The 19084-nt window shown below is 37.9% G+C and carries 21 protein-coding genes; 18 read left to right on the top strand and 3 right to left on the bottom strand.

The genetic code is table 11. The features are described from left to right. Positions 1-10 precede the first annotated feature (10 nt). The 5 genes from ADHAQ_RS24050 to ADHAQ_RS0100615 all read left to right on the top strand — a co-directional run bounded on the left by ADHAQ_RS24050 (position 11) and on the right by ADHAQ_RS0100615 (position 5815). Positions 11-454, top strand: a complete 444-nt coding sequence (locus tag ADHAQ_RS24050) for an FMN-binding negative transcriptional regulator (protein WP_084523674.1) — start codon at positions 11-13, stop codon at positions 452-454. 78 nt (positions 455-532) lie between these two features. Beyond that, entirely contained in the window at positions 533-1159 is a 627-nt protein-coding gene (locus ADHAQ_RS0100635) for an FMN-binding negative transcriptional regulator (protein WP_026461287.1), read from the top strand. Positions 1160-2055: 896 nt separating this feature from the next. Continuing rightward, positions 2056-2331, top strand: coding sequence for a hypothetical protein (locus ADHAQ_RS0100625; RefSeq protein ID WP_026461286.1), 276 nt, complete (start codon positions 2056-2058; stop codon positions 2329-2331). Between the two features lie 304 nt (positions 2332-2635). Continuing rightward, on the top strand, positions 2636-4960 hold the full coding sequence (locus ADHAQ_RS0100620; RefSeq protein ID WP_034256399.1) for a TonB-dependent receptor: 2325 nt from the start codon (positions 2636-2638) through the stop codon (positions 4958-4960). Between the two features lie 39 nt (positions 4961-4999). Then, positions 5000-5815: a DUF4249 domain-containing protein gene (locus tag ADHAQ_RS0100615; RefSeq protein WP_026461284.1), complete on the top strand. Its 816-nt coding sequence runs from the start codon at positions 5000-5002 to the stop codon at positions 5813-5815. Here ADHAQ_RS0100615 and ADHAQ_RS0100610 read toward each other — a convergent pair. Further along, positions 5802-6041: a hypothetical protein gene (locus ADHAQ_RS0100610; RefSeq protein WP_026461283.1), complete on the bottom strand. Its 240-nt coding sequence runs from the start codon at positions 6039-6041 to the stop codon at positions 5802-5804. The two genes, ADHAQ_RS0100615 and ADHAQ_RS0100610, sit on opposite strands and share 14 nt — an antisense overlap. Positions 6042-6884: 843 nt before the next feature. Between ADHAQ_RS0100610 and ADHAQ_RS0100605 the strand changes: the two genes are divergently transcribed. From ADHAQ_RS0100605 to ADHAQ_RS0100555, 10 genes are all read left to right on the top strand, one after another. Beyond that, positions 6885-7190, top strand: a complete 306-nt coding sequence (locus ADHAQ_RS0100605) for a hypothetical protein (protein WP_026461282.1) — start codon at positions 6885-6887, stop codon at positions 7188-7190. Positions 7191-7328: 138 nt separating this feature from the next. Next, complete coding sequence (locus tag ADHAQ_RS24045) at positions 7329-8033, top strand: class I SAM-dependent methyltransferase (RefSeq protein WP_051359612.1); 705 nt, start codon at positions 7329-7331, stop codon at positions 8031-8033. A 140-nt stretch (positions 8034-8173) separates the two neighbouring features. Beyond that, positions 8174-8944 (top strand): LuxR C-terminal-related transcriptional regulator, encoded by a 771-nt coding sequence (locus tag ADHAQ_RS0100595; protein WP_051359611.1) that lies wholly within the window; start codon positions 8174-8176, stop codon positions 8942-8944. Between the two features lie 74 nt (positions 8945-9018). Then, complete coding sequence (locus ADHAQ_RS0100590) at positions 9019-11355, top strand: TonB-dependent receptor (protein ID WP_026461280.1); 2337 nt, start codon at positions 9019-9021, stop codon at positions 11353-11355. A 363-nt stretch (positions 11356-11718) separates the two neighbouring features. After that, complete coding sequence (locus tag ADHAQ_RS27920; RefSeq protein ID WP_157433302.1) at positions 11719-11889, top strand: hypothetical protein; 171 nt, start codon at positions 11719-11721, stop codon at positions 11887-11889. A gap of 492 nt (positions 11890-12381) precedes the next feature. Beyond that, a protein-coding gene (locus ADHAQ_RS0100575; protein ID WP_425393671.1) for an IS3 family transposase occupies positions 12382-13481 on the top strand; the annotation gives its coding sequence in 2 pieces (ribosomal slippage) (positions 12382-12643 and positions 12643-13481; 1101 coding nt in all). Between the two features lie 50 nt (positions 13482-13531). Beyond that, on the top strand, positions 13532-14338 hold the full coding sequence (locus tag ADHAQ_RS0100570) for an alpha/beta hydrolase (RefSeq protein WP_026461277.1): 807 nt from the start codon (positions 13532-13534) through the stop codon (positions 14336-14338). Between the two features lie 3 nt (positions 14339-14341). After that, a complete protein-coding gene (locus tag ADHAQ_RS0100565) occupies positions 14342-14941 on the top strand; it encodes a hypothetical protein (RefSeq protein ID WP_026461276.1) in 600 nt (199 codons plus the stop codon). Positions 14942-15190: 249 nt separating this feature from the next. Continuing rightward, positions 15191-15559, top strand: coding sequence for a nuclear transport factor 2 family protein (locus ADHAQ_RS0100560; RefSeq protein ID WP_026461275.1), 369 nt, complete (start codon positions 15191-15193; stop codon positions 15557-15559). 113 nt (positions 15560-15672) lie between these two features. After that, positions 15673-16419: a CPBP family intramembrane glutamic endopeptidase gene (locus ADHAQ_RS0100555; protein WP_034256398.1), complete on the top strand. Its 747-nt coding sequence runs from the start codon at positions 15673-15675 to the stop codon at positions 16417-16419. Positions 16420-16632: 213 nt separating this feature from the next. Here ADHAQ_RS0100555 and ADHAQ_RS29005 read toward each other — a convergent pair whose 3' ends face one another. Beyond that, positions 16633-16878: a recombinase family protein gene (locus tag ADHAQ_RS29005; protein ID WP_281172301.1), complete on the bottom strand. Its 246-nt coding sequence runs from the start codon at positions 16876-16878 to the stop codon at positions 16633-16635. 106 nt (positions 16879-16984) lie between these two features. On the opposite strand from ADHAQ_RS29005, the gene ADHAQ_RS0100545 reads away from it, so the two are divergent. The 3 genes from ADHAQ_RS0100545 (at position 16985) to ADHAQ_RS28995 (ending at position 18303) form a co-directional block, all read left to right on the top strand. After that, positions 16985-17317 (top strand): hypothetical protein, encoded by a 333-nt coding sequence (locus tag ADHAQ_RS0100545; RefSeq protein WP_157433301.1) that lies wholly within the window; start codon positions 16985-16987, stop codon positions 17315-17317. A gap of 414 nt (positions 17318-17731) precedes the next feature. Next, positions 17732-18061: a DUF4386 family protein gene (locus ADHAQ_RS29000; protein WP_084523671.1), complete on the top strand. Its 330-nt coding sequence runs from the start codon at positions 17732-17734 to the stop codon at positions 18059-18061. A 32-nt stretch (positions 18062-18093) separates the two neighbouring features. Beyond that, positions 18094-18303, top strand: a complete 210-nt coding sequence (locus tag ADHAQ_RS28995) for a DUF4386 family protein (protein WP_071781071.1) — start codon at positions 18094-18096, stop codon at positions 18301-18303. On the opposite strand, the gene ADHAQ_RS0100530 is transcribed toward ADHAQ_RS28995, so the two are convergent. After that, positions 18262-18879 (bottom strand): Crp/Fnr family transcriptional regulator, encoded by a 618-nt coding sequence (locus ADHAQ_RS0100530; RefSeq protein ID WP_051359610.1) that lies wholly within the window; start codon positions 18877-18879, stop codon positions 18262-18264. The two genes, ADHAQ_RS28995 and ADHAQ_RS0100530, sit on opposite strands and share 42 nt — an antisense overlap. Positions 18880-19084: the final 205 nt, after the last annotated feature.

The following is a 19084-nucleotide window of genomic DNA, read 5'->3' as shown; positions in this document are numbered from 1 at the left end:
GTATTAAATTATGTACATTCCAAATCAGTTTGCTGTGACAGATAAGGCAGAAATTATTGAATTTATGAAAAGGTTTAGTTTTGCCACGATTATTACTGCAAAAGACGGATTGCCAATAGCAACACACTTACCTGTTATCGTAACCACCAAAGACGATAATATTATTCTTACTTCACATATGGCCAAGGCAAACGAACAATGGAAAGACTTTGAAAACAATAAAACATTGGTAATTTTCAGTGAACCTCACGCTTATATTTCGCCTAAGCATTACGACAAAGGATTAAATGTACCTACCTGGAATTACATTGCTGTGCATGCTTATGGACAAGGTACCCTCATCACGGATGCGGACAAGGTAAAAGAATGTTTAAATTATGCTCGGCTGACGTGCTTCTCGACGTTTTATGCCTTTTGTTTACTTCAGTGCAGCTCAATATGGAAGTGCTTTTAAGCGGGCACAATATAAACGCTTAACGTTACCTGCCAATTTATAATTAAATAAAATAATACCATTTATAGGTATAAAATTATGTACATTCCAAATCAGTTTGCTGTGACAGATAAGGCAGAAATTGTTGAATTTATGAAGAGGTTTAGTTTTGCCACGATTATTACTGCAAAAGACGGATTGCCAATAGCAACACACTTACCTGTTATCGTAACCACCAAAGACGATAATATTATTCTTACTTCACATATGGCCAAGGCAAACGAACAATGGAAAGACTTTGAAAACAATAAAACATTGGTAATTTTCAGTGAACCTCACGCTTATATTTCGCCTAAGCATTACGACAAAGGATTAAATGTACCTACCTGGAATTACATTGCTGTGCATGCTTATGGACAAGGTACCCTCATCACGGATGCGGACAAGGTCATTGAAATAATTGAAAGAACCATTAATACCTACGACCTTTCCTATAAACAACAATGGGATAATTTCCCAACCGACTATAAACTAAGACTTATACAAGGTCTTGTAGCTTTTGACATTATAATAACGGACTTACAAGGAAAGAAAAAGCTGAGTCAAAACAAGAATGATAATGAACAGCAAAAAATTATTAATGCCCTTTCAAAAAGTGAAGACACAAATGAGCAATTGATCGCAGATTATATGAAAAATAATGCACAAAATAAAAACAGCAGGTAACGGTTTTTATATGCAAAAGTACTTTTTGGGGGCGGTAAGTATATTATTCCTCTTCTACGCGACGAGAATGGAAATTTAGCGGTGGACCCGGCTAATAATCAATTCTGGGATAAAGAAAAAGCTTACGAAACTTCCCTGGGCGCCCTCTCTAGATTTACACTATCGGCTAGTTACAAATGGAATAAAGCCCGGACCCCCTATTAACTATTCCTGAACCTGGAAAATCTTACCAATACGCAAGGCCAGCTTACCGAATACTACGACCCAAATAAAGCTGGCTCCGTGGGACACACCACGCAACGGGGTTGGCTTCCTAATTTGATGTACCGGTTATATTTTTAAAATGAACCAGGAAGCTTGTAAAGGTTTTCTTTTAATTAGGAACCGAGGGAATCTCCTCGGATTGGCCTAAATGGACGCTAACTTGTCCTTTCAGGCCCTGATCTTAAGCCTTACATTTGCATCATACCTAGCAAAGGAATTCCATTAAAGTTGGTTTACATAGCTTTACAGAAATCTTAATAATACATTTTTAACAAAAATTAAAATGAATAAAGGATAAAAATAATTTGGCATTGGGTGCCTAGCTTCTTTTCAAATAAATTCTAATATACTTTAGTTGGCAAATAAAGGTAAATCCAGCTAACACTTCACACCCAATGAATTTTCCCGGGAAGCTGATTAAATAATATTAATTTTTACCTCCCCCTGAAAAATTTCATCATTGTTGATATAGTTGTCATCAGCTCACTTATAGATTGTAAAAAGTAGGAGGCCCGGAGAAATAGTATCCTTAACCCCGGCCGAAACAACCTTTTTTGATCATTCAACCAGTAAATATCTTAAAATAATCTAATATAAAAATACCTCTTTAAACCATTTTATATAATAAAACTATGAAAAATTTAATTTTATCTATCGCCCTTTTAGTAAATGTCACATTTTTATTCGCTGCGGAAACCAAGTCTAAAATTGTAAATGTACGCCACGAAAATGTCAAAATGTATCGTCAATCCAGCACTTCAACCGAAATTTTAAAGTCACTAAAAAGCACCGACGAAGTGGTTTTAGTACGCAAGCATAATGAATTGTGGTCTATTGTAACTGTAAATGAAACAGTTGGTTATGTATTAACCAGTGAATTGGTTAAGCCCAAACGCAAAGTAAATTAAGAATTAAATAATAGTTTGGGTTCTACTGCCCAAACTATTATTTAATCGGTTTTGGTTAATCAAATTCAGTTTTTAGCTAACCTGACACCAAGAAGACTACTCCCAAATAGATTAATAAAAGTGTTTTAATAAATCAGCTTTCATCAAAACCTGATTTAACGCCTTCGTTACACTGCATCCGGTGCCTAATATTATTTACTCCAAGCCCTCACCCCTCAGCAAACTATACTTAAAATTTAATAGGCTATAGTCCACCTTTGTTTAGCTAAATTATTTATAACCAGAACCTAACTCGCTTAAAAATATGAAAAAAATATTTCTAATCCTTCTGCTTTTTTTCCCGCTGGTCCTATTCGCCCAGCAGCGGTTTACCATTAGTGGCAATATTACCGATGCTAAAAGTGGTGAAGACCTGATTGGCGCTACTGTTGGGGTTCAAGGTACTACAACTGGCACCGCTACTAATTCCTACGGCTTTTATTCCCTCACTTTACCTGCCGGAAAATACACGCTGGTTTACACTTATGTGGGTTATGCCAACAGCACTCAGGAAATAACCCTGAACAAGAATTTAACCTTAAACCTGGAGTTAGCGCCAAATAATAATACCCTGCAGGAGGTACTAATCACCAGCAAAAAGGAAGACGCCAATATCCAACAGAACAAAATGAGCAGCGAGGTGCTTTCTATGGAGGTGGTTAAAACCTTGCCGGCTTTTATGGGTGAAGTAGACGTGCTGAAAACCATCCAGATGCTACCTGGCGTGGTATCGGGCGGCGAAGGCACTTCGGGTTTTTACGTACGGGGTGGCAGCATCGACCAGAATTTGATTCAGTTGGACGAAGCCCCGGTTTACAATGCTTCGCACCTGCTGGGTTTTTTCTCGGTGTTTAATGCTGATGCCATTAAAGACGTGGAAATTTACAAAGGCGGTATTCCGGCAGAATACGGCGGCCGACTGGCTTCTTTGGTGGATATCCGGATGAAGGAAGGCAACAGCAAAAAATTTAATGCTGCCGGAGGCATTGGCACCATTGCCAGTCGCTTAACCCTGGAAGGCCCCATTGTAAAAGACAAAAGCTCTTTTATTATTTCAGGTCGCCGCACTTACGCCGATGTTTTTCTGAAGTTGAGCCCCAACGAAAATATTAGCAAAAACAAGCTTTATTTTTACGACCTCAACACCAAATTAAATTATAAACTCGGCCGGAAAGACCGCTTATTTATTTCGGGTTATTTTGGTCAGGATTTGTTTCAATTCAAAGAATTAATACGCATGGACTGGGGCAATGCTACGGCTACGGCCCGGTGGAACCACCTGTTCTCCGACAAACTGTTTTCTAACTTTACGGCTATTTACAGCAACTTCAACTACGAGATTGGGATGCCCAGCGGTAACACCGCTTTCAGCTGGAAATCCTATATTCAAGATTTTAGTTTAAAAGCCGACTTCTCGTACTTTCCGAATAACCGAAATACGGTAAAATTTGGGGGCAGTTCTATTTACCATACATTTAAACCTGGCATAATTAAGCCGCAATCAGAAGAATCAATAATAAAGGATTGGATTCTTGATGAAAAATACGCTCTCGAGAATGCCTTATACATTAGCAATGAACAGGAAATATCGTCACGCTTTTCTTTGACTTATGGCTTGCGATACTCTTTCTTCCAGAATATGGGTGGCCGTGTGCAAAACTACGATGCTGCTGGCCAACAAACCCATGTAGATATATACAACCGTACGCACATTTACAATACGCAGGGCGGTTTAGAGCCTCGGTGGGCGGCTCGTTTTGTGGTTAACGAAAAAAGTTCGGTTAAAGCTTCTTACAACCGGACCATGCAGTACCTGCAACTAGCCTCTAATGCTACTTCTTCTACGCCGTTCGATATTTATGTACCATCCGGTAAATATATAAAGCCGCAATCGGCCAACCAGGTAGCCTTGGGTTACTTCCGCAACTTCCGCCAGAATAGCTTGGAGGCTTCGGCAGAAGTTTATTATAAGGATATGAAAAACCAGATTGATTTCCGCGACAATGCCGAACTACTGCTGAATAATAACATTGAAGCCGAAGTATTGACCGGAACCGGAAAGGCTTATGGTCTGGAATTAATGGTTAAAAAACAAACCGGCAAATTAACTGGTTGGGCCAGCTATACCTTGTCGCATACCGAACGCACCATTACCGGTATTAATAATGATAGGCCTTATTCCGTACGGCAGGATAAACCGCATAACCTGGCGGTAGTAACATCTTACCGGCTATCCGAACGCATGACTTTGGGTGCGAACCAAGTGTATAGCAGTGGCAATGTGGTTACCATGCCCTCCGGCTCTTTCCGCAACAGCAATATTATTGTGCCTATCTACACCGAGCGCAATGGCCACAGGCTTCGCGATTACCATCGCCTGGATTTATCCTTAACCCTGGACGCTAAAAAACGGGTGGGCCAAAAATATGAATCAAGCTGGAACTTCTCAGTATTTAATGCTTACGGCCGCAAAAATGTATTCTCGGTGCAGCTAGCCCAAACCGAAGATACCCCCTCCCGCATTGAGTCGAAAGAGATATCTATTGTTGGCTCGGCCATTCCGGCCGTTACTTATAACTTTAAATTTTAATTAAGCCCACACCATTACTCAACCTGATAAAGTAAAACCATGAAAAATTTCTCAACCTTATTATTTTTATTCCTGGCGCTGGTATTTATCAGTTGCGAAACAGAAGTAGACCTGGACCTGGAACAAAGTAAGCCGGTATTGGCTGTAGAAGCCATTGTTACCGACCAAATTAATATGAACTACGTGCAACTGAACATGTCGGCACCTTATGCCAAAAATGTAGAGCCCGCAGCCGTAACCAGTGCACAGGTAACCTTAACTGATAATGCCGGCACCAGCACCTCCTTTTTGCATGACGCTTATGGTACTTATAAACCAACTACCGACTTTAAAGGAGTAGCCGGGCGAACCTATACGCTCATAATCCAGGCCAATAGCCAAACGTATACCAGCACCTCGGTGCTGAACCAGGCACCAACATTAGATAAAGTAACCTATGAATATGTAGATGGGAAAAACGACGATTATGGCCGCGAAGAGGGATATTATATTACAACAGCCTTCCAAGATATAGTCGGTGTAAGGAATTACTACAAGCTGAATATATGGGTAAACGGCCAGCTAAAGCAACAAAAATCTGAGGACATCATGGTGACGGAAGACAAGTTATACGATGGCGCTTACCTGAATGATTTAAAGATATTCACTCCATTTAAAAAGAATAACCAGCTGGAAGTAAGCTTGTTGTCGCTAACGAAAGAAGCTTTCGATTTTTATTCGGCTTTAAGTAGTTTATCTAGCCAGGGTGGTTTCTTGGGTCGCAATCCGGCCAACCTACCCACTAATATCAGTAATGGCGCGGTGGGTTTTTTCTCCGCCAGTGCCGTCTCTACCAAGTCTGTTATAATTGAATAACTTTACTCCTGAAAAAACAACCCATGGTAGGTACCTGAAAATACTTTAACAGCCAGGTTTTATAATACCGGCGGTTCCAATCTTGTAAGATAGATACTGAAACCTGGTATTGGTTTGTACATTGCCGGATCGTCAGCATCCCAGAACGAAACTCTTCGACAATATTTCTTTTCTTTGCAGACGGGAAATTTCTTTTTACGGTTCCTTTTAACTCTCTATTTTTCATACCTTTACACTTAAAGCGTAAAGGTATTTCAGGAGTTTACCAAAAGTCTTATAATTAACATTATGTTAAAAACCTTTTACTAGAGGTGCTTCCCTGTCACTTAAAACATACTGAACTGATTAGAACTTTTTTCATATGTTATAGTTCTGTTTTCGCTACCTAAAATAAGTATAAATTAATAATTAACATCGATCTACGCTTTTTTTTTAGGTACCGGACATATAACGGGCAAGCTCATGATTAAGATGAAATATATGATTTTTAATAAACTATGATTTAAAGTCTATGTCAAAATAATTTATCATAAGCTGGTAATTATATAGTAGCTCAAAAATTATAGGTTCGTAAAAAACAGTGCACCCATTAATTTGATCAAAATTTTCAACTATCAGGAATGAACCTTTATAGTATTAGTCCTACCAAAATCAAGTACCTTATCTAAGAATTATTACTGTCTATTTAGGCTGCATGTAGGACTTAAAAGTGGAATCCGTTCCTTGAACCTAGGTTTGATTGGATACCTTAAAATATACTAACGCACAATCCAGTAGACGGCCCCACCAGCGATAGCTGATGGGGAGCTCCTTTCACACCAATTTACGTAAGGGTCTCGTATACAGCGGTTCATTCAGTTGTGGGCTACCTTGTGGTAATAATCGAGCAACGGTTCATAACCTCTCTTTACCAAACGCTTCAGCGAGATAGCTGTAATAAGAAACTAAAATAATTCCTAAACGTCGGATTCAAATGAGAATTAAATAAATTCATTTGAAAGACACTGAGACTAAATAACTCTTGAAGAATTTTAATTAACGCTTTTTAACCAAAATCCGAGCGATAACAATGATATATATCACGCAATTAATTTACATTAAAGAAGGCCAAGAAACTGTATTCAATCAATTTGAAAATATTGCCCTTCCAACAATTCTAAAATATAACGGGCGACTCTTGCTAAGAATTAGACCTGAGGAAGGTACCTTTATTGAATATCATATTGACAAACCTTATGAAATACACCTTGTAGAGTTTGATACAGAGAAAGATTTTGAAAACTTTAAAGAAGACGAAGAACGAAAGAAGTTCTTACATTTAAAGGAACAGTCTATCAAGGCATCAATCCTAATTCAAGGGGTAAAACTACAATAACTAGAAAAATGCCAGCAGGCAACATTGTGCATAAGTCATGCTACGGCCTACGCCGCCGTTTATACTAACCATTATAGCCAATGTTAAACATAAAATAAAGATCACTGATTGTACAGATTTAAGTGTAAGAACTAAATAATGAAGAAGCAGCAAAACTGGATGATTGATGAAATAACTTGTGCAGGCAGAGAGAACTTAGATGTTGTTCATGTAGAACGCTATGATAAAAAGGAAGATGCTAAGGCAGACAGGGAGGTCAATCTACTACAGAAGATGGGGTTTAACAGTCAGTCAGAGATTGTTGAGATTGGGGCTGGGACTGGACAATTTGCTTTGATTGCGGCTACAGTATGTGCACGAGTAGTTGCAGTAGATGTATCGCCAGTAATGCTAAAACAGTTAAGGTTAAAGGTAGAAGAATCAGGGTTATCAAACATAGAAGCTGTACAGGCAGGATTTTTGACTTACGAACACAGTGGTAAGCAAGCCGACTTTGTGTACTCCAGGCTTGCTCTACATCACCTTCCTGATTTCTGGAAAGTTATTGCCCTTAAACGTATCCATCGGATGATGCGAACTGGTGGCATATTCCGCTTATGGGATGTTGTTTACGACTTCAATCCTGATGAGATAGACAAACGTATAGAATTGTTTTGCAATACTTTAGGAGAAGACATTAAAAAAGAATGGGTTAGAGAGGAGATGGAAGAACATATTCGAGACGAACACTCTACATTTCGATGGCTTCTTGAAGCTATGATTAAGCAATGTGGGTTTGAAATAGAAGATGTAAACTATTCCCCAGATGGTTTCTTCGGCAAATATATTCTTCGTGCAATCTAAAGAAACACAGGCTATAACATTGTATAGACCTCATGCGTCGGCCGACGGGCTTGCCCGTTGTTTATACTACCCGTTGATAGCAAGTGGAACTAAAGAGAGTACCCCCTGCAACAAAAACAGATCAACCAAACAAATAGAATATGACAGAACAGAGCAGCATTGAGGAAATATTTTTCAAATACCTCTTACAATATAAATTTGAAGAAGAGGATCTGGATTATTCGGTATTACAGAAACATACTGCTGCACTACAGGCATTATCAGATATTGGTAATTCAGGAATAAGTATTTTTGATATATCCAAAAGGCAGATTCTCTTTTATTCTTCCAATTATGGTAAGCTTTTAGGTTACAACCCATCAGATTATGAGAGAAAAGGTCAACATTTTTTTGATGCTAAGATTCATCCCGATGATAAACTTAAGTTAAGCTACAATAGCATAACCACTTTTAAGCTGTTCGATAATTTTACCAATGATGAAAAACTGAATCACAAACAAATTAATGAATACAGAATTTTAAACGCTCAAAATCAATACATCCGCCTTGTGGAGCAACATCAAATTTTGGAATTAGATAAAAAGGGACAGATCTGGTTATTAATGAGTGTTGTTGATATTTCTCCCAATCAGGATGATTTTGAGGGGATTAACAGCCAGATTTTTAATTTTAGGACCGGGAATATAATTTCCTTGGAAACTCCCCAAAAAGCGCAGATTGGGCTAACAAAAAGAGAAACAGAAATTTTGCAACTCGTAAAAGGGGGGTATTTAAGTAAAGAAATCTCGAATAAGCTATCCATTAGTTTGCATACTGTAAATACACACCGGCAACGGTTTTTAGAAAAACTCGGGGCTAACAATTCTATTGAAGCCGTAATTTTTGCTTCCAAACTGGGATTATTAGGATAAACATACTGATAGATCAGTATTTTATAAAACAGGGATTAGAAAGACTTTTGTACTTCTTAATTCCTTTATAGAATATGTTACGATTCATCTTTGTTTTCACCTTAGTGTTTTTTACAACACAATCATTCGCCCAACCCACCCAAACTATTAGAGGCACGGTTATAGATAATGCTTCCAACCAACCCATTCCTTTTGCCTCAGTAATGGTTATTAATACTAATCCTACCCTTGGTTCAACTACAGATAAGGAAGGCAATTTTGTAATTTTAGATGTGCCTGTAGGACGGTACGACATTCAGGCATCATTTATTGGTTACGAACCTTTTATAGTTCGGGAAGTAGCGGTTAGTTCGGCAAAAGAACTTGTTTTGACAATCCGGCTAAAAGAGAATGTTCTTTTGCTTAATGAGGTTGTTATAACCCCTAATGTTAACAAAGAACAGCCCCTCAATTCAATGGCAACTGTGAGTGCAAGAATGCTGAGTGTGGAAGAGGCTAGTCGCTATGCCGGTGGCTTTGATGACCCTGCCCGCCTGGCTTCTTCATTTGCCGGTGTATCAAGCAATACTGAACAAAATGGAATTATTGTAAGAGGAAATGCTCCTAAATTTTTGCAATGGAAAATGGAAGGGGTAGAAATACCTAATCCTAGTCATTTTGGTGACTTAATATCTTTTGGGGGTGGGACCCTTACCGCCTTAAGTAGCCAGATGTTGGCAAATTCTGATTTCTTCACAGGGGCATTTCCCGCTGAGTATAACAATGCGTTGTCTGGAGTTTTTGATATTGCTTTGAGAACAGGCAATAATCAGAAACGGGAACATACCTTTCAGGCAGGTCTCATTGGCATAGATGCCTCCTCAGAAGGTCCCTTTAAAAAAGGGAGCAAAGCTTCTTATTTATTTAATTACCGCTATTCAACGCTCGCGCTCCTGGCTCCTTTGCTGCCAGAGGATGCCAGTGGTTTAAAGTACCAGGATCTGTCGTTCAAGCTGAACTTTCCTACTGAAAAGGCTGGCATTTTCTCCGTCTGGGGCATAGGGCTAATGGACAGAGCATCTGACAAGGCTAAGACTGACCCCGAAGAATGGGTGTATTACAACCACAGTGAAGAAAATAACATCAGGCTACATATGGGCGCGGCAGGCATAAGACATAGCTATTTTTTCCAAAACAATGCTTTTATAGAATCAACTCTGGCTGCAACAGCAAACGGTACTAACTGGTCAACGCAAAAACTCAATCCAGACCTAATTTTAAACCCGCACAGCGAGATCAAAAACAACAATTATAATTTTAGTTTCTCTTCTTTTTATAACCAGAAAATTAGTTTACGGCATACAAATAAAACCGGAGTTTTAATTACGGGAATGATGTATGATATGCTTTTAAAGAAATCGCCGGAGATGAACGTTCCGCCACAAGAAGCTGTCAATGCAAAGGGGTTTAGCACCTTGATGTCGGCTTATAGTAGTTCATCGGTCAACCTTACCTCCAGATTATTAATGAACATTGGTATCAACAGCCAGTTTTTCACACTGAATAAGAAGTATACCATTGAACCAAGACTTGGCTTCCGGCAACGGATAAAAGAAAATCAATCCCTGGGGCTGGCGTATGGATTGCACAGCCGTTTAGAGCGGTTAAATTTTTATTTCAATAACTCACTTTCAACAGGAGAAACCGCGGTTAACAAAAAGCTTGATTTTACCAAAGCGCACCATCTTGTATTAAGCTATAATCGTAAGCTCACAGACTTAATCATTTTAAAAGTTGAGCCTTATTATCAGCACTTATTTTCTGTGCCTGTAACTGCTGATAATTCTTTTTCACTTATCAACCTTCAGCGTGATTGGTTTTTTGCTGATAAACTTCAAAACACAGGTAAGGGGAGAAATTATGGGTTGGATGTGACACTTGAGAAATATATGTCCAGAGGTTTCTATTATTTGGTTACTGGGTCAGTGTTTAGTTCAGAGTATAAAGGGGGAGACGGCATTTGGCACAACACAAGGTTTAACCGGAACTATGCCTTTAATTTTTTAGCTGGAAAGGAATGGCAGCTAGGTGCCAGCAATCAAAATGTGTTGAGTTTGAATTCTCGCTTGACTTATCAGGGTGGTAACCGTTTCTCTCCGGTAAATGAATCAGCATCTCACGCAGCGAGCGCTGTTGTGTATGACGAAACAAGGCCTTTCACTGTGCAGGCAGATCCATCATTGAACGTTCATTTTACTGCCAGCTATAAAATGAATAAGAGCAAATCGTCACGTGAAATAGCGCTGAAAATATTAAACCTGACAGGACAGCCTGACTCTTATGGATATAAATATAACCAGGTAAAAAAAACAATTGAAAGGGATTTGGTTTCGGTACTTATTCCGAACCTGAGCTATAAGATAGAATTTTGATTAATTATATATTCAAACCGTTATAGCCAATATAAAAAATGAAAAGAATCTACTTGTTTGAATTTGAAGATGTTCCATGGTTCCCGAATTGGCTAAGAATTAGTTTGACCAGACTCATGGTGGTGATGCATAATTGATTAGGAACCACTAAGGAATTACCGAATTTGGTAAACAAAGCCATCAGGTATTCACCCAGACTATCTACCATCAAACCCTAACTTACCAACCTTGATTACAGAACATTATCGCATCATCTCAAAGGAGTTAGGTTACCAGGTACTTCCAAATTCCGCTGTGGTCAACAATTTAGGCTACCATGCTTTATTTTTGAAGCAATATAATGTTGCGCGGCAATAGTTTAACATGAACGTGCTTCTTTATCCTAAGGACGCGAACCTCCAGGATTCATTTGGCGATTATTACAGGATAATAGGAGATAAAAAGAACGCTAATGCCTTTTATAAGAAAGCGCTGTCTATTACCGAGATACCGGAAACCAGATCTAAACTAAATGAGTTTTCAAAGAAGAAGTAATTTGCATACGCTTTTTCAACAACTCTTAAAACTTGAATGCCTAAAAAATAATAAGCAACGAAGAACGGTTAATTGATATTACTCTTCATTTTTATATAACTAATAAAACACAGATACATAGAAATTTATGATATCATTCCGATTTTTCACAAAAAGACAGAACCCAATTTCGGTTGACTCCTGCAAAAAAATTAAATTATAATAAAAGCTCTTATTTTCTCTCCGAAAAATTTTTATAAAATATAGCTGAAATTATATAATAGATAAGGTTACCCCTCTCTCTAATTTTGTCCTATTCAAAAAATCCCAACAAGGCGAATCATAAATTAATTTATACAAGTCAAAATTCAATCATTTACAAGTTCCCTACTAAACAGGAAAAAACTTTACCCATTATTAGGCATCCCCGAAATTTAAAACAGTAGTCATGTAAGCTTCCCCGAAAATAGAACTGTTTCTAAATAGAAAAAAACTTAATTTAGAACAGTAGATATGAAAAGGAAGACTTTTACACCCCAACAGATTGCCAAAATTCTCAAGGAGTTTGAGGACGGCAAAAGTGCCGCAGAAATTAGCCGGGACCATGGCGTTAGCCAGGCGGCCTTTTACAAGTGGCGGCAACGCTATAATGGCATGGATGCCACTGAGCTGAAGCGGCTCAAGGAACTAGAAGAAGAAAACCGGCGGCTGAAGTCTATGTATGCAGAGCTGGCTTTGGACCTAAAACTAGCCAAAGAGATTATTGAAAAAAAGCTCTGAAGCCCTGCCAAAAGCGGCAAATAGTGCTTGAGGTTTACCAGCAGTCTCAAGCCGGCATTAGCAGGGCGTGCCGGGTGGTGAATTTGAGCAAATCAGTTTACTACTATCAGTCGCACAAAGATGATGTTGTAGTAGAAGAAGCATTACGGCAAAAAGCGGAGCAGCACCCCAGAGAAGGATTCTGGAAAGCCTATGGGCGGTTGCGAAAAGAAGGCCAGGAATGGAATCATAAGCGGGTATACCGGGTATATAAAGCCATCAACTTAAACATCCGGCGCAAAGCCAAAAAGCGTTTACCCGCCCGCGTGCAACAGCCTTTACAAGTTCCCCAGGCATTAAATCACACCTGGTCAATCGACTTTATGAGTGATGCGTTAGAAAACGGAAGAAAATTCCGTTCCTTCCATGTGCTGGATGATTATAACCGCGAAGCTTTGCATATTGAAGTAGATTATTCCTTAAAGAGCAACCGGGTAGTATGGGTGCTTAATCATTTGTTAAAGCGAAGGGAAAAACCAAAGCGCATCCGAATGGATAACGGACCGGAGTTTATTGCCACGCTTATGGCCGAATGGAGCCAGATGCATGAAGTAGAGTTCATCTATATCCAGCCAGGTAAGCCCACGCAGAATGCCTATGTAGAACGTTTCAACGGGACTTTTCGCCGACATGTACTAAATGCTTACCTATTCGAAAACCTGGAAGAAGTAAGGGATATTACAACCAGCTGGCTAGAAGATTACAACTACAACAGGCCGCATGATGCACTTGGAGGGTTAGCACCAATAGAATTTGCAAAGAAAAAACAACACCAACAATTAGTGTCAATTTAAACAAATTTTATACTTTTAATCAGTTCTAATTAGGGGAAGCTTACAGTCATATGATTATTAAAAAATTACTTTATTTCTTATTTATAACTTTAATAGTAGGCTTCTTCGGATGCAAAAAAGAAGTTGTCAATCCTGACTTTATAAAATCATTCAATCTTTCCTCTAAAGAAACCGGAATTGATTATACAATCTCTATCAAATTACCCGAGGATTATCATACCTCATCTGAAATCTACCATACTATGTATGTTTTAGATGCAGAACAGGTTGAGGAATATGTCAGCAAAGTATGTGAAAAAACCAGCAAGGAACTCAACACACAAAATGTTATTGTTATCGGTATAAAATACCAAAAGGGCAATTATAGAGATACGGACTACACACCAACACCTACTGATCATGGAAAAGGAGGAAGTACTAAATTCCTGAATTTTATCCAAAAAGAATTAATACCAAGGATAGAAAGCGAATTTAGGGCAGCCCCAGCCAGAAACAAACGAACTATTCTGGGACATTCTTTTGGCGGACTATTTGGGGCTTTTGCCCTTACAAAACATAATGATCTTTTTGGTAATTACCTTTTGCTAAGTCCTTCCTTGTTTTATGATAACTCCATCGTTCTCCAATATGAAAAAGAAGCCAGGCCAATAATCAAAAGAAATTCCCAACTGGTAGTTATAAGCTTAGGAGGTACAGAAAAAGGACTTATTCCAGGTAACGACTATCTGCATCAGCATTTAAAATCATTCTACACCAATACTACATCCTATTTTCATTTAGTACCGGGTAAAGGTCATATTGCTTCTAGAAATCCGAGCATCGAGAAAGCAATAAAATTCTATTTTAAAAATAGATAAGTCATGAAAAAGTTGTTAACTCTTTTTATTATTCTTACTACTATTCGGATAGCTCATTGTCAAAGTAAAGGTGAAGTTTGGCAAGACACTACCTGTAAATTAACTATTGAGCCGGGAATTGGTACTAAGTTATATTCGCTTTTAGGTAGCAGGGACATAAGGTTTACTAACCTTATCCAATATAACCTGGCGAATAGCATTACTTTAGTATCTCATAGTGCACTAGCTTTCGACTTTCCTAACAGTAGAATAACAGATGTAGAACAAAACCATAGCTTTACTATTCTCCAGAAGCTCGGAATTGGAACTGCAATCATCTCAAAAGGTGCCTCACACAATTTCTTAGTATTGGGCGGTTTAAAGTACAATAGTTATTCTGGTACTTTGGTAAATAATCACCCTATTGAAAAATTCACTTCTAAAACATCCGCTTTTTCTCCTGATTATGGTATTATGTATAATCTAAAAAAAGGCAAAGGAAAGAAGTTTTTTAGTGGCCGGCTCTATCTTCCGCTAAATGATGGTATTTTCAATATGTTAGAAACAGCTAACATAGAAATTGGGGTTGGTTTCCAGCTACCTGGAGTATTATTAAAAAAATAATCAAACCAGTAAAGCTTATGACAGTTAGGAAACTACATTTCAGGAGTTACCATAACTATTTTCATTGTTTTTCATTTATTTGTCCATGTATTGAGTGTTTTTGGTGCGGACAGCTACATTGCATCAATAAATTCATTACCATACATATACCAATGTTTTTGTGGAATTGTTTTTAATGAATGTAGTATTAGCGGTCATTGTAGAGTTACCTGCAATACTGATGACTAAAACTTAATGATGGGATAAATTATGACACAAGAGGAACAAATAATTGCTTGTGAAAATAGGCTTTTAGACGCTATTAAAAACAGCGATACCCATACGCTTGACGAACTTTTGCACGATAGTTTAATTTTCAATATTCCAACAGGTCAAACAATAACAAAAGAAATGGATATTGAGAACTATCGTTCAGGAATTATGACTGTTAACGATATTTCAGCAACTGACCAAATGATAAAAACCATTGAAAACATATCTACTGTTGTAGTTACTATTCATTTAAAAGCAAAGTATGCTGACCAAATAATAGATGGAAAATTCAGGTATTTACGGGTATGGCAACTATTCAACAATTCGTGGCAAATAATTGCAGGAAGTGGATTCCAAATTCAATAACTGAAATAGAAAAAACGAAACGCTGACAGCATATAAACCTCAATGTGACAGGCATTATAAGTCAGGCTGTTTCTTACTGTCGTACTTCACCGTTGGTGGTAAAATTCTACAGAATGATTGATACTGAGCTTAGATTAACTTGGAATAAATTAATACATTTCAATTGGATATTCGGATTGATATTGTTATTAACCGTTTGTGTACCTAGATTTTGGATGGTTTTACATGCAAACCAAACTGGCAACTATGGTAACATAGGTATCATTATGGCCATTTCTGCCCTTATTCCTTTTATTTTTTTGTCTAAAGATGGACGAAAACAAATAGGAATTACTAAGCCAAAAAATTATTCCTGGATTGTGTATTCCTTCCTGTCTGGCATCGCCATCAGTACTTTAATTTTTGTATTGGGCTATCTGTTATACACAAATTCATTAGATAATTGGTATGTGTATATTGGGAAGTCCTACAACATAGGTACAGATTTAACTATTCAGGATAGGCTAATTTATTTTATAATTTTTGCAGTTACTGGGATGTGCTTTAGCCCAATTGGTGAAGAATTGTTTTTCAGAGGAATTGTGCATGCAAGTTTCAGCTCAAGTTTAGGAGAAAGAAAAGCCACTATAATAGACAGCCTCGCATTTGCCTTAACACATTTAGCTCATTTTGGCATTGTCTACATTTATGGCAGCTGGGGATTTCTGTTTATTCCATCCATTTTATGGGTATTAGCAATGTTCATCACAAGTCTAGTTTTTATCCAGTGTAAGAAAATGACAGGTTCTATAATAGGTGCTATCGCGAGTCATGCCGGTTTTAATGTTTCTATGATATATTTCATCTTTTATCAATTGTAAAAAATATAACCACCTTCACTTTCCTAAAAGTGGCTTTCTTTCCTTGCGGGCAAAGCCAGTGGTCTGCTTCTTTGTTGTAAGTAAAACCTTCAGGTCCGCCTTTGTAAGTACCATGCGGTGGAATGAAAGCTATAATCTCTTTCTGCTCAAGTAGGGCATAGTTCTCGCCCGATTAATAGCCCGCATCGGCTAGTATGGTATTACAGCCCAGACTTAATGCTTGCAGCCGGTGGGCAAGGCCAGCGAGCGGCGTGGGCAAACATTGATTATCCTTCTTATCTGCAAAATCTGCTTGCACGTGGGTAATGGTTTGATGAGCGGTATCAACAGCGAGTTGTGCCAGGTAGCAGAGCTTGCGGGCCCGTAAATTTCAAAGTCTACTCCCCTACTTTTAAAATCCGCAACTAAGTCAATTAAATGATGAAGTGACCGACCCAATCTGTCCAGCTTCCAGACCACTCCTGTGTCTCTACGAAAAATTTATTTTTCTTACCCTTAGTCAATGAAATTAAATGTTTTAAAGCGGTGCTTTGCTCTCACTTTTAAGTACTTTAAACCTAATAAAATGAAAAACTTTAAAAAATTATTGTTCGGGCCAGTGATTATTCTCGCCTTCTCCTCTTGTTCTGTGCAACAGTTTGCTGTGAATACCATGGTTCAGCCCTTTGAAAACGGAGGAAAAATTTTTGGTGAGAAAACACAAGGAAAAGAATTCGCTAAAAGTGGGGATCTGCATATCCTCGGGTTTAACATTCAAGCCAGTAATACGAATGAATTAGTCCAATCCTTAAATGCAAATTCTTATACTATTGAGTCTAAATCCAATCTTTACCTTTATTTATTAACTGGTGGCATAGTGGATTATAAAATTGTTAAAGTCATAAAAAGAACCAATTAATCTTTCCATTTAAATACGGAATCAGCGATTTTAATTTAGACCTCCGGATTCATTGCTGCATTTAAAAACATTTTTGTTTATAAATATGCTTTAATAATTCGGAGGATTTCTATTCACATTAACCATTATCCTGTTGTTTATTATTGCTTTTAAATTAGGTGGCTACCTTAAAATATTTATAACCTGAATTTATTACCTACCTTAACTCAATGGACTTAAAACTGCTTTTCAATGATTTTGCTTCATTAAAAAGCATCTAGAAAACATAAATAATATTATATTTAATAACCACCGTAAAATGGCCCTGATCGCAAGTTTTTGCCTTTTGGTAATGGATGTACTTGCCGGCTATGGCTACGGATATGCTTTCCAGCATATTTATGTACCTAAGGACAGTATGGTTACAGTAATTATCTGAATCATTCTAAAATTTTATTTGAGCTATTTATAATTTGCTTCGTTATTTCCTTAGTATTAGATGTAGTAGTATCCTTGGCTTTGTATGGATTTTTCAAAAAGGCTAATTTCCACATATCAAAGCTTACTGCCGGCTTGCGGCTACTTTATTCGGTTCTTTTTGGGATAATTATTATAAGTTTGTTGGAAGTTTCACCCTTATTGGATCAGTCAAAACTTAATGAAAATCTTATTATGAGTTGCCTGCAGGAATTCTTGGATTGGTTGTCCTGTGCCTTATTAATAACCGGTTTTCATTTATTGGGGGTGGGGTATCTGATGCTCTAAGCTAATTATATTCCCAAAATACTGGGATTTTAATGGTTGTGGCGGGTTTATGCTACCTATTCAGTAACCTGGCAAATCAATTCAGTCTTGATTATGAGATTTATAAATCATTTGTGGAACTCATTGTTAGTACACCTATGGCCTTGGGTGAATTGGGATTTGCAATTTGGTTAATCTGGAAGGGTGGGAAACAAAACAAATTATTTATCCTTCCATATTCGCTTTCTGATGCGGCTAAGTGATTCCGGGCTAACCCCAATATAACTGGCTAATTGGTGTTGGGGAACCCGTTGCAATAAGGCAGGTTTTGTCTTTAATAAATTTAAGTACCGTTCTTCCGGGGAGGAAGAAATAAAATAGGATAATTCATCCTGAGTTTTTCCAAAATCCTGCGCCATCATCATCCGGGTAAGTTGTCCAAGTTTCGGGATCCTCTCATACATGTCTTCCCCCTCCTCTTGGTCACCCACAATAATAATAGAATCTTCTACACATGATAAATAACTTTCCGTCGGTACTAGGTTGGAAAAACTGGTAAAAAATACAGCAGCCTGGTTTTCAGTATAAAATTGTGTAGTTTTATCAACCCCGTTTAGGATAAGGTATTGCCGCAGGCAGCCCTTTATCACAAAATAGCATTTATGGCAAATATCCCCCTCTTGCACGAGCAAGGTGCCTTTTTTATATAAACGAATGGTAAGATTATCAACCAGCATTTGAACCTCCTCTTGGGTAAATAATTCAAACCGAGAAATAAAGGCTATTAACTCCTTCCTTAAAAGCGCTTCGGTTTCTGCTGTTTTTACATAAGGATCCATTGGTAAGAAAGCTAATGATTGGTTTTGGGCAAAGAAGAGAATTTACCTTTTTCTGTCAACTGTATAACTAAAGTACTGTTTTATAAAGCAACATCCTAATTAATTTATTTGCGATTGCCCTTATAATCAAGAAGAACTGATTCCACTACTCAGGTCATCAGCAAAAACTCAGAAAAAAACTTTGGCAAAAGCGGTTCTTAACTTA

The organism is Adhaeribacter aquaticus DSM 16391 (genome assembly GCF_000473365.1).
Classification (GTDB): domain Bacteria; phylum Bacteroidota; class Bacteroidia; order Cytophagales; family Hymenobacteraceae; genus Adhaeribacter; species Adhaeribacter aquaticus.
Note: the sequence above shows the minus strand (reverse complement) of the source record. Positions and strands in the feature narration are given on the sequence as shown.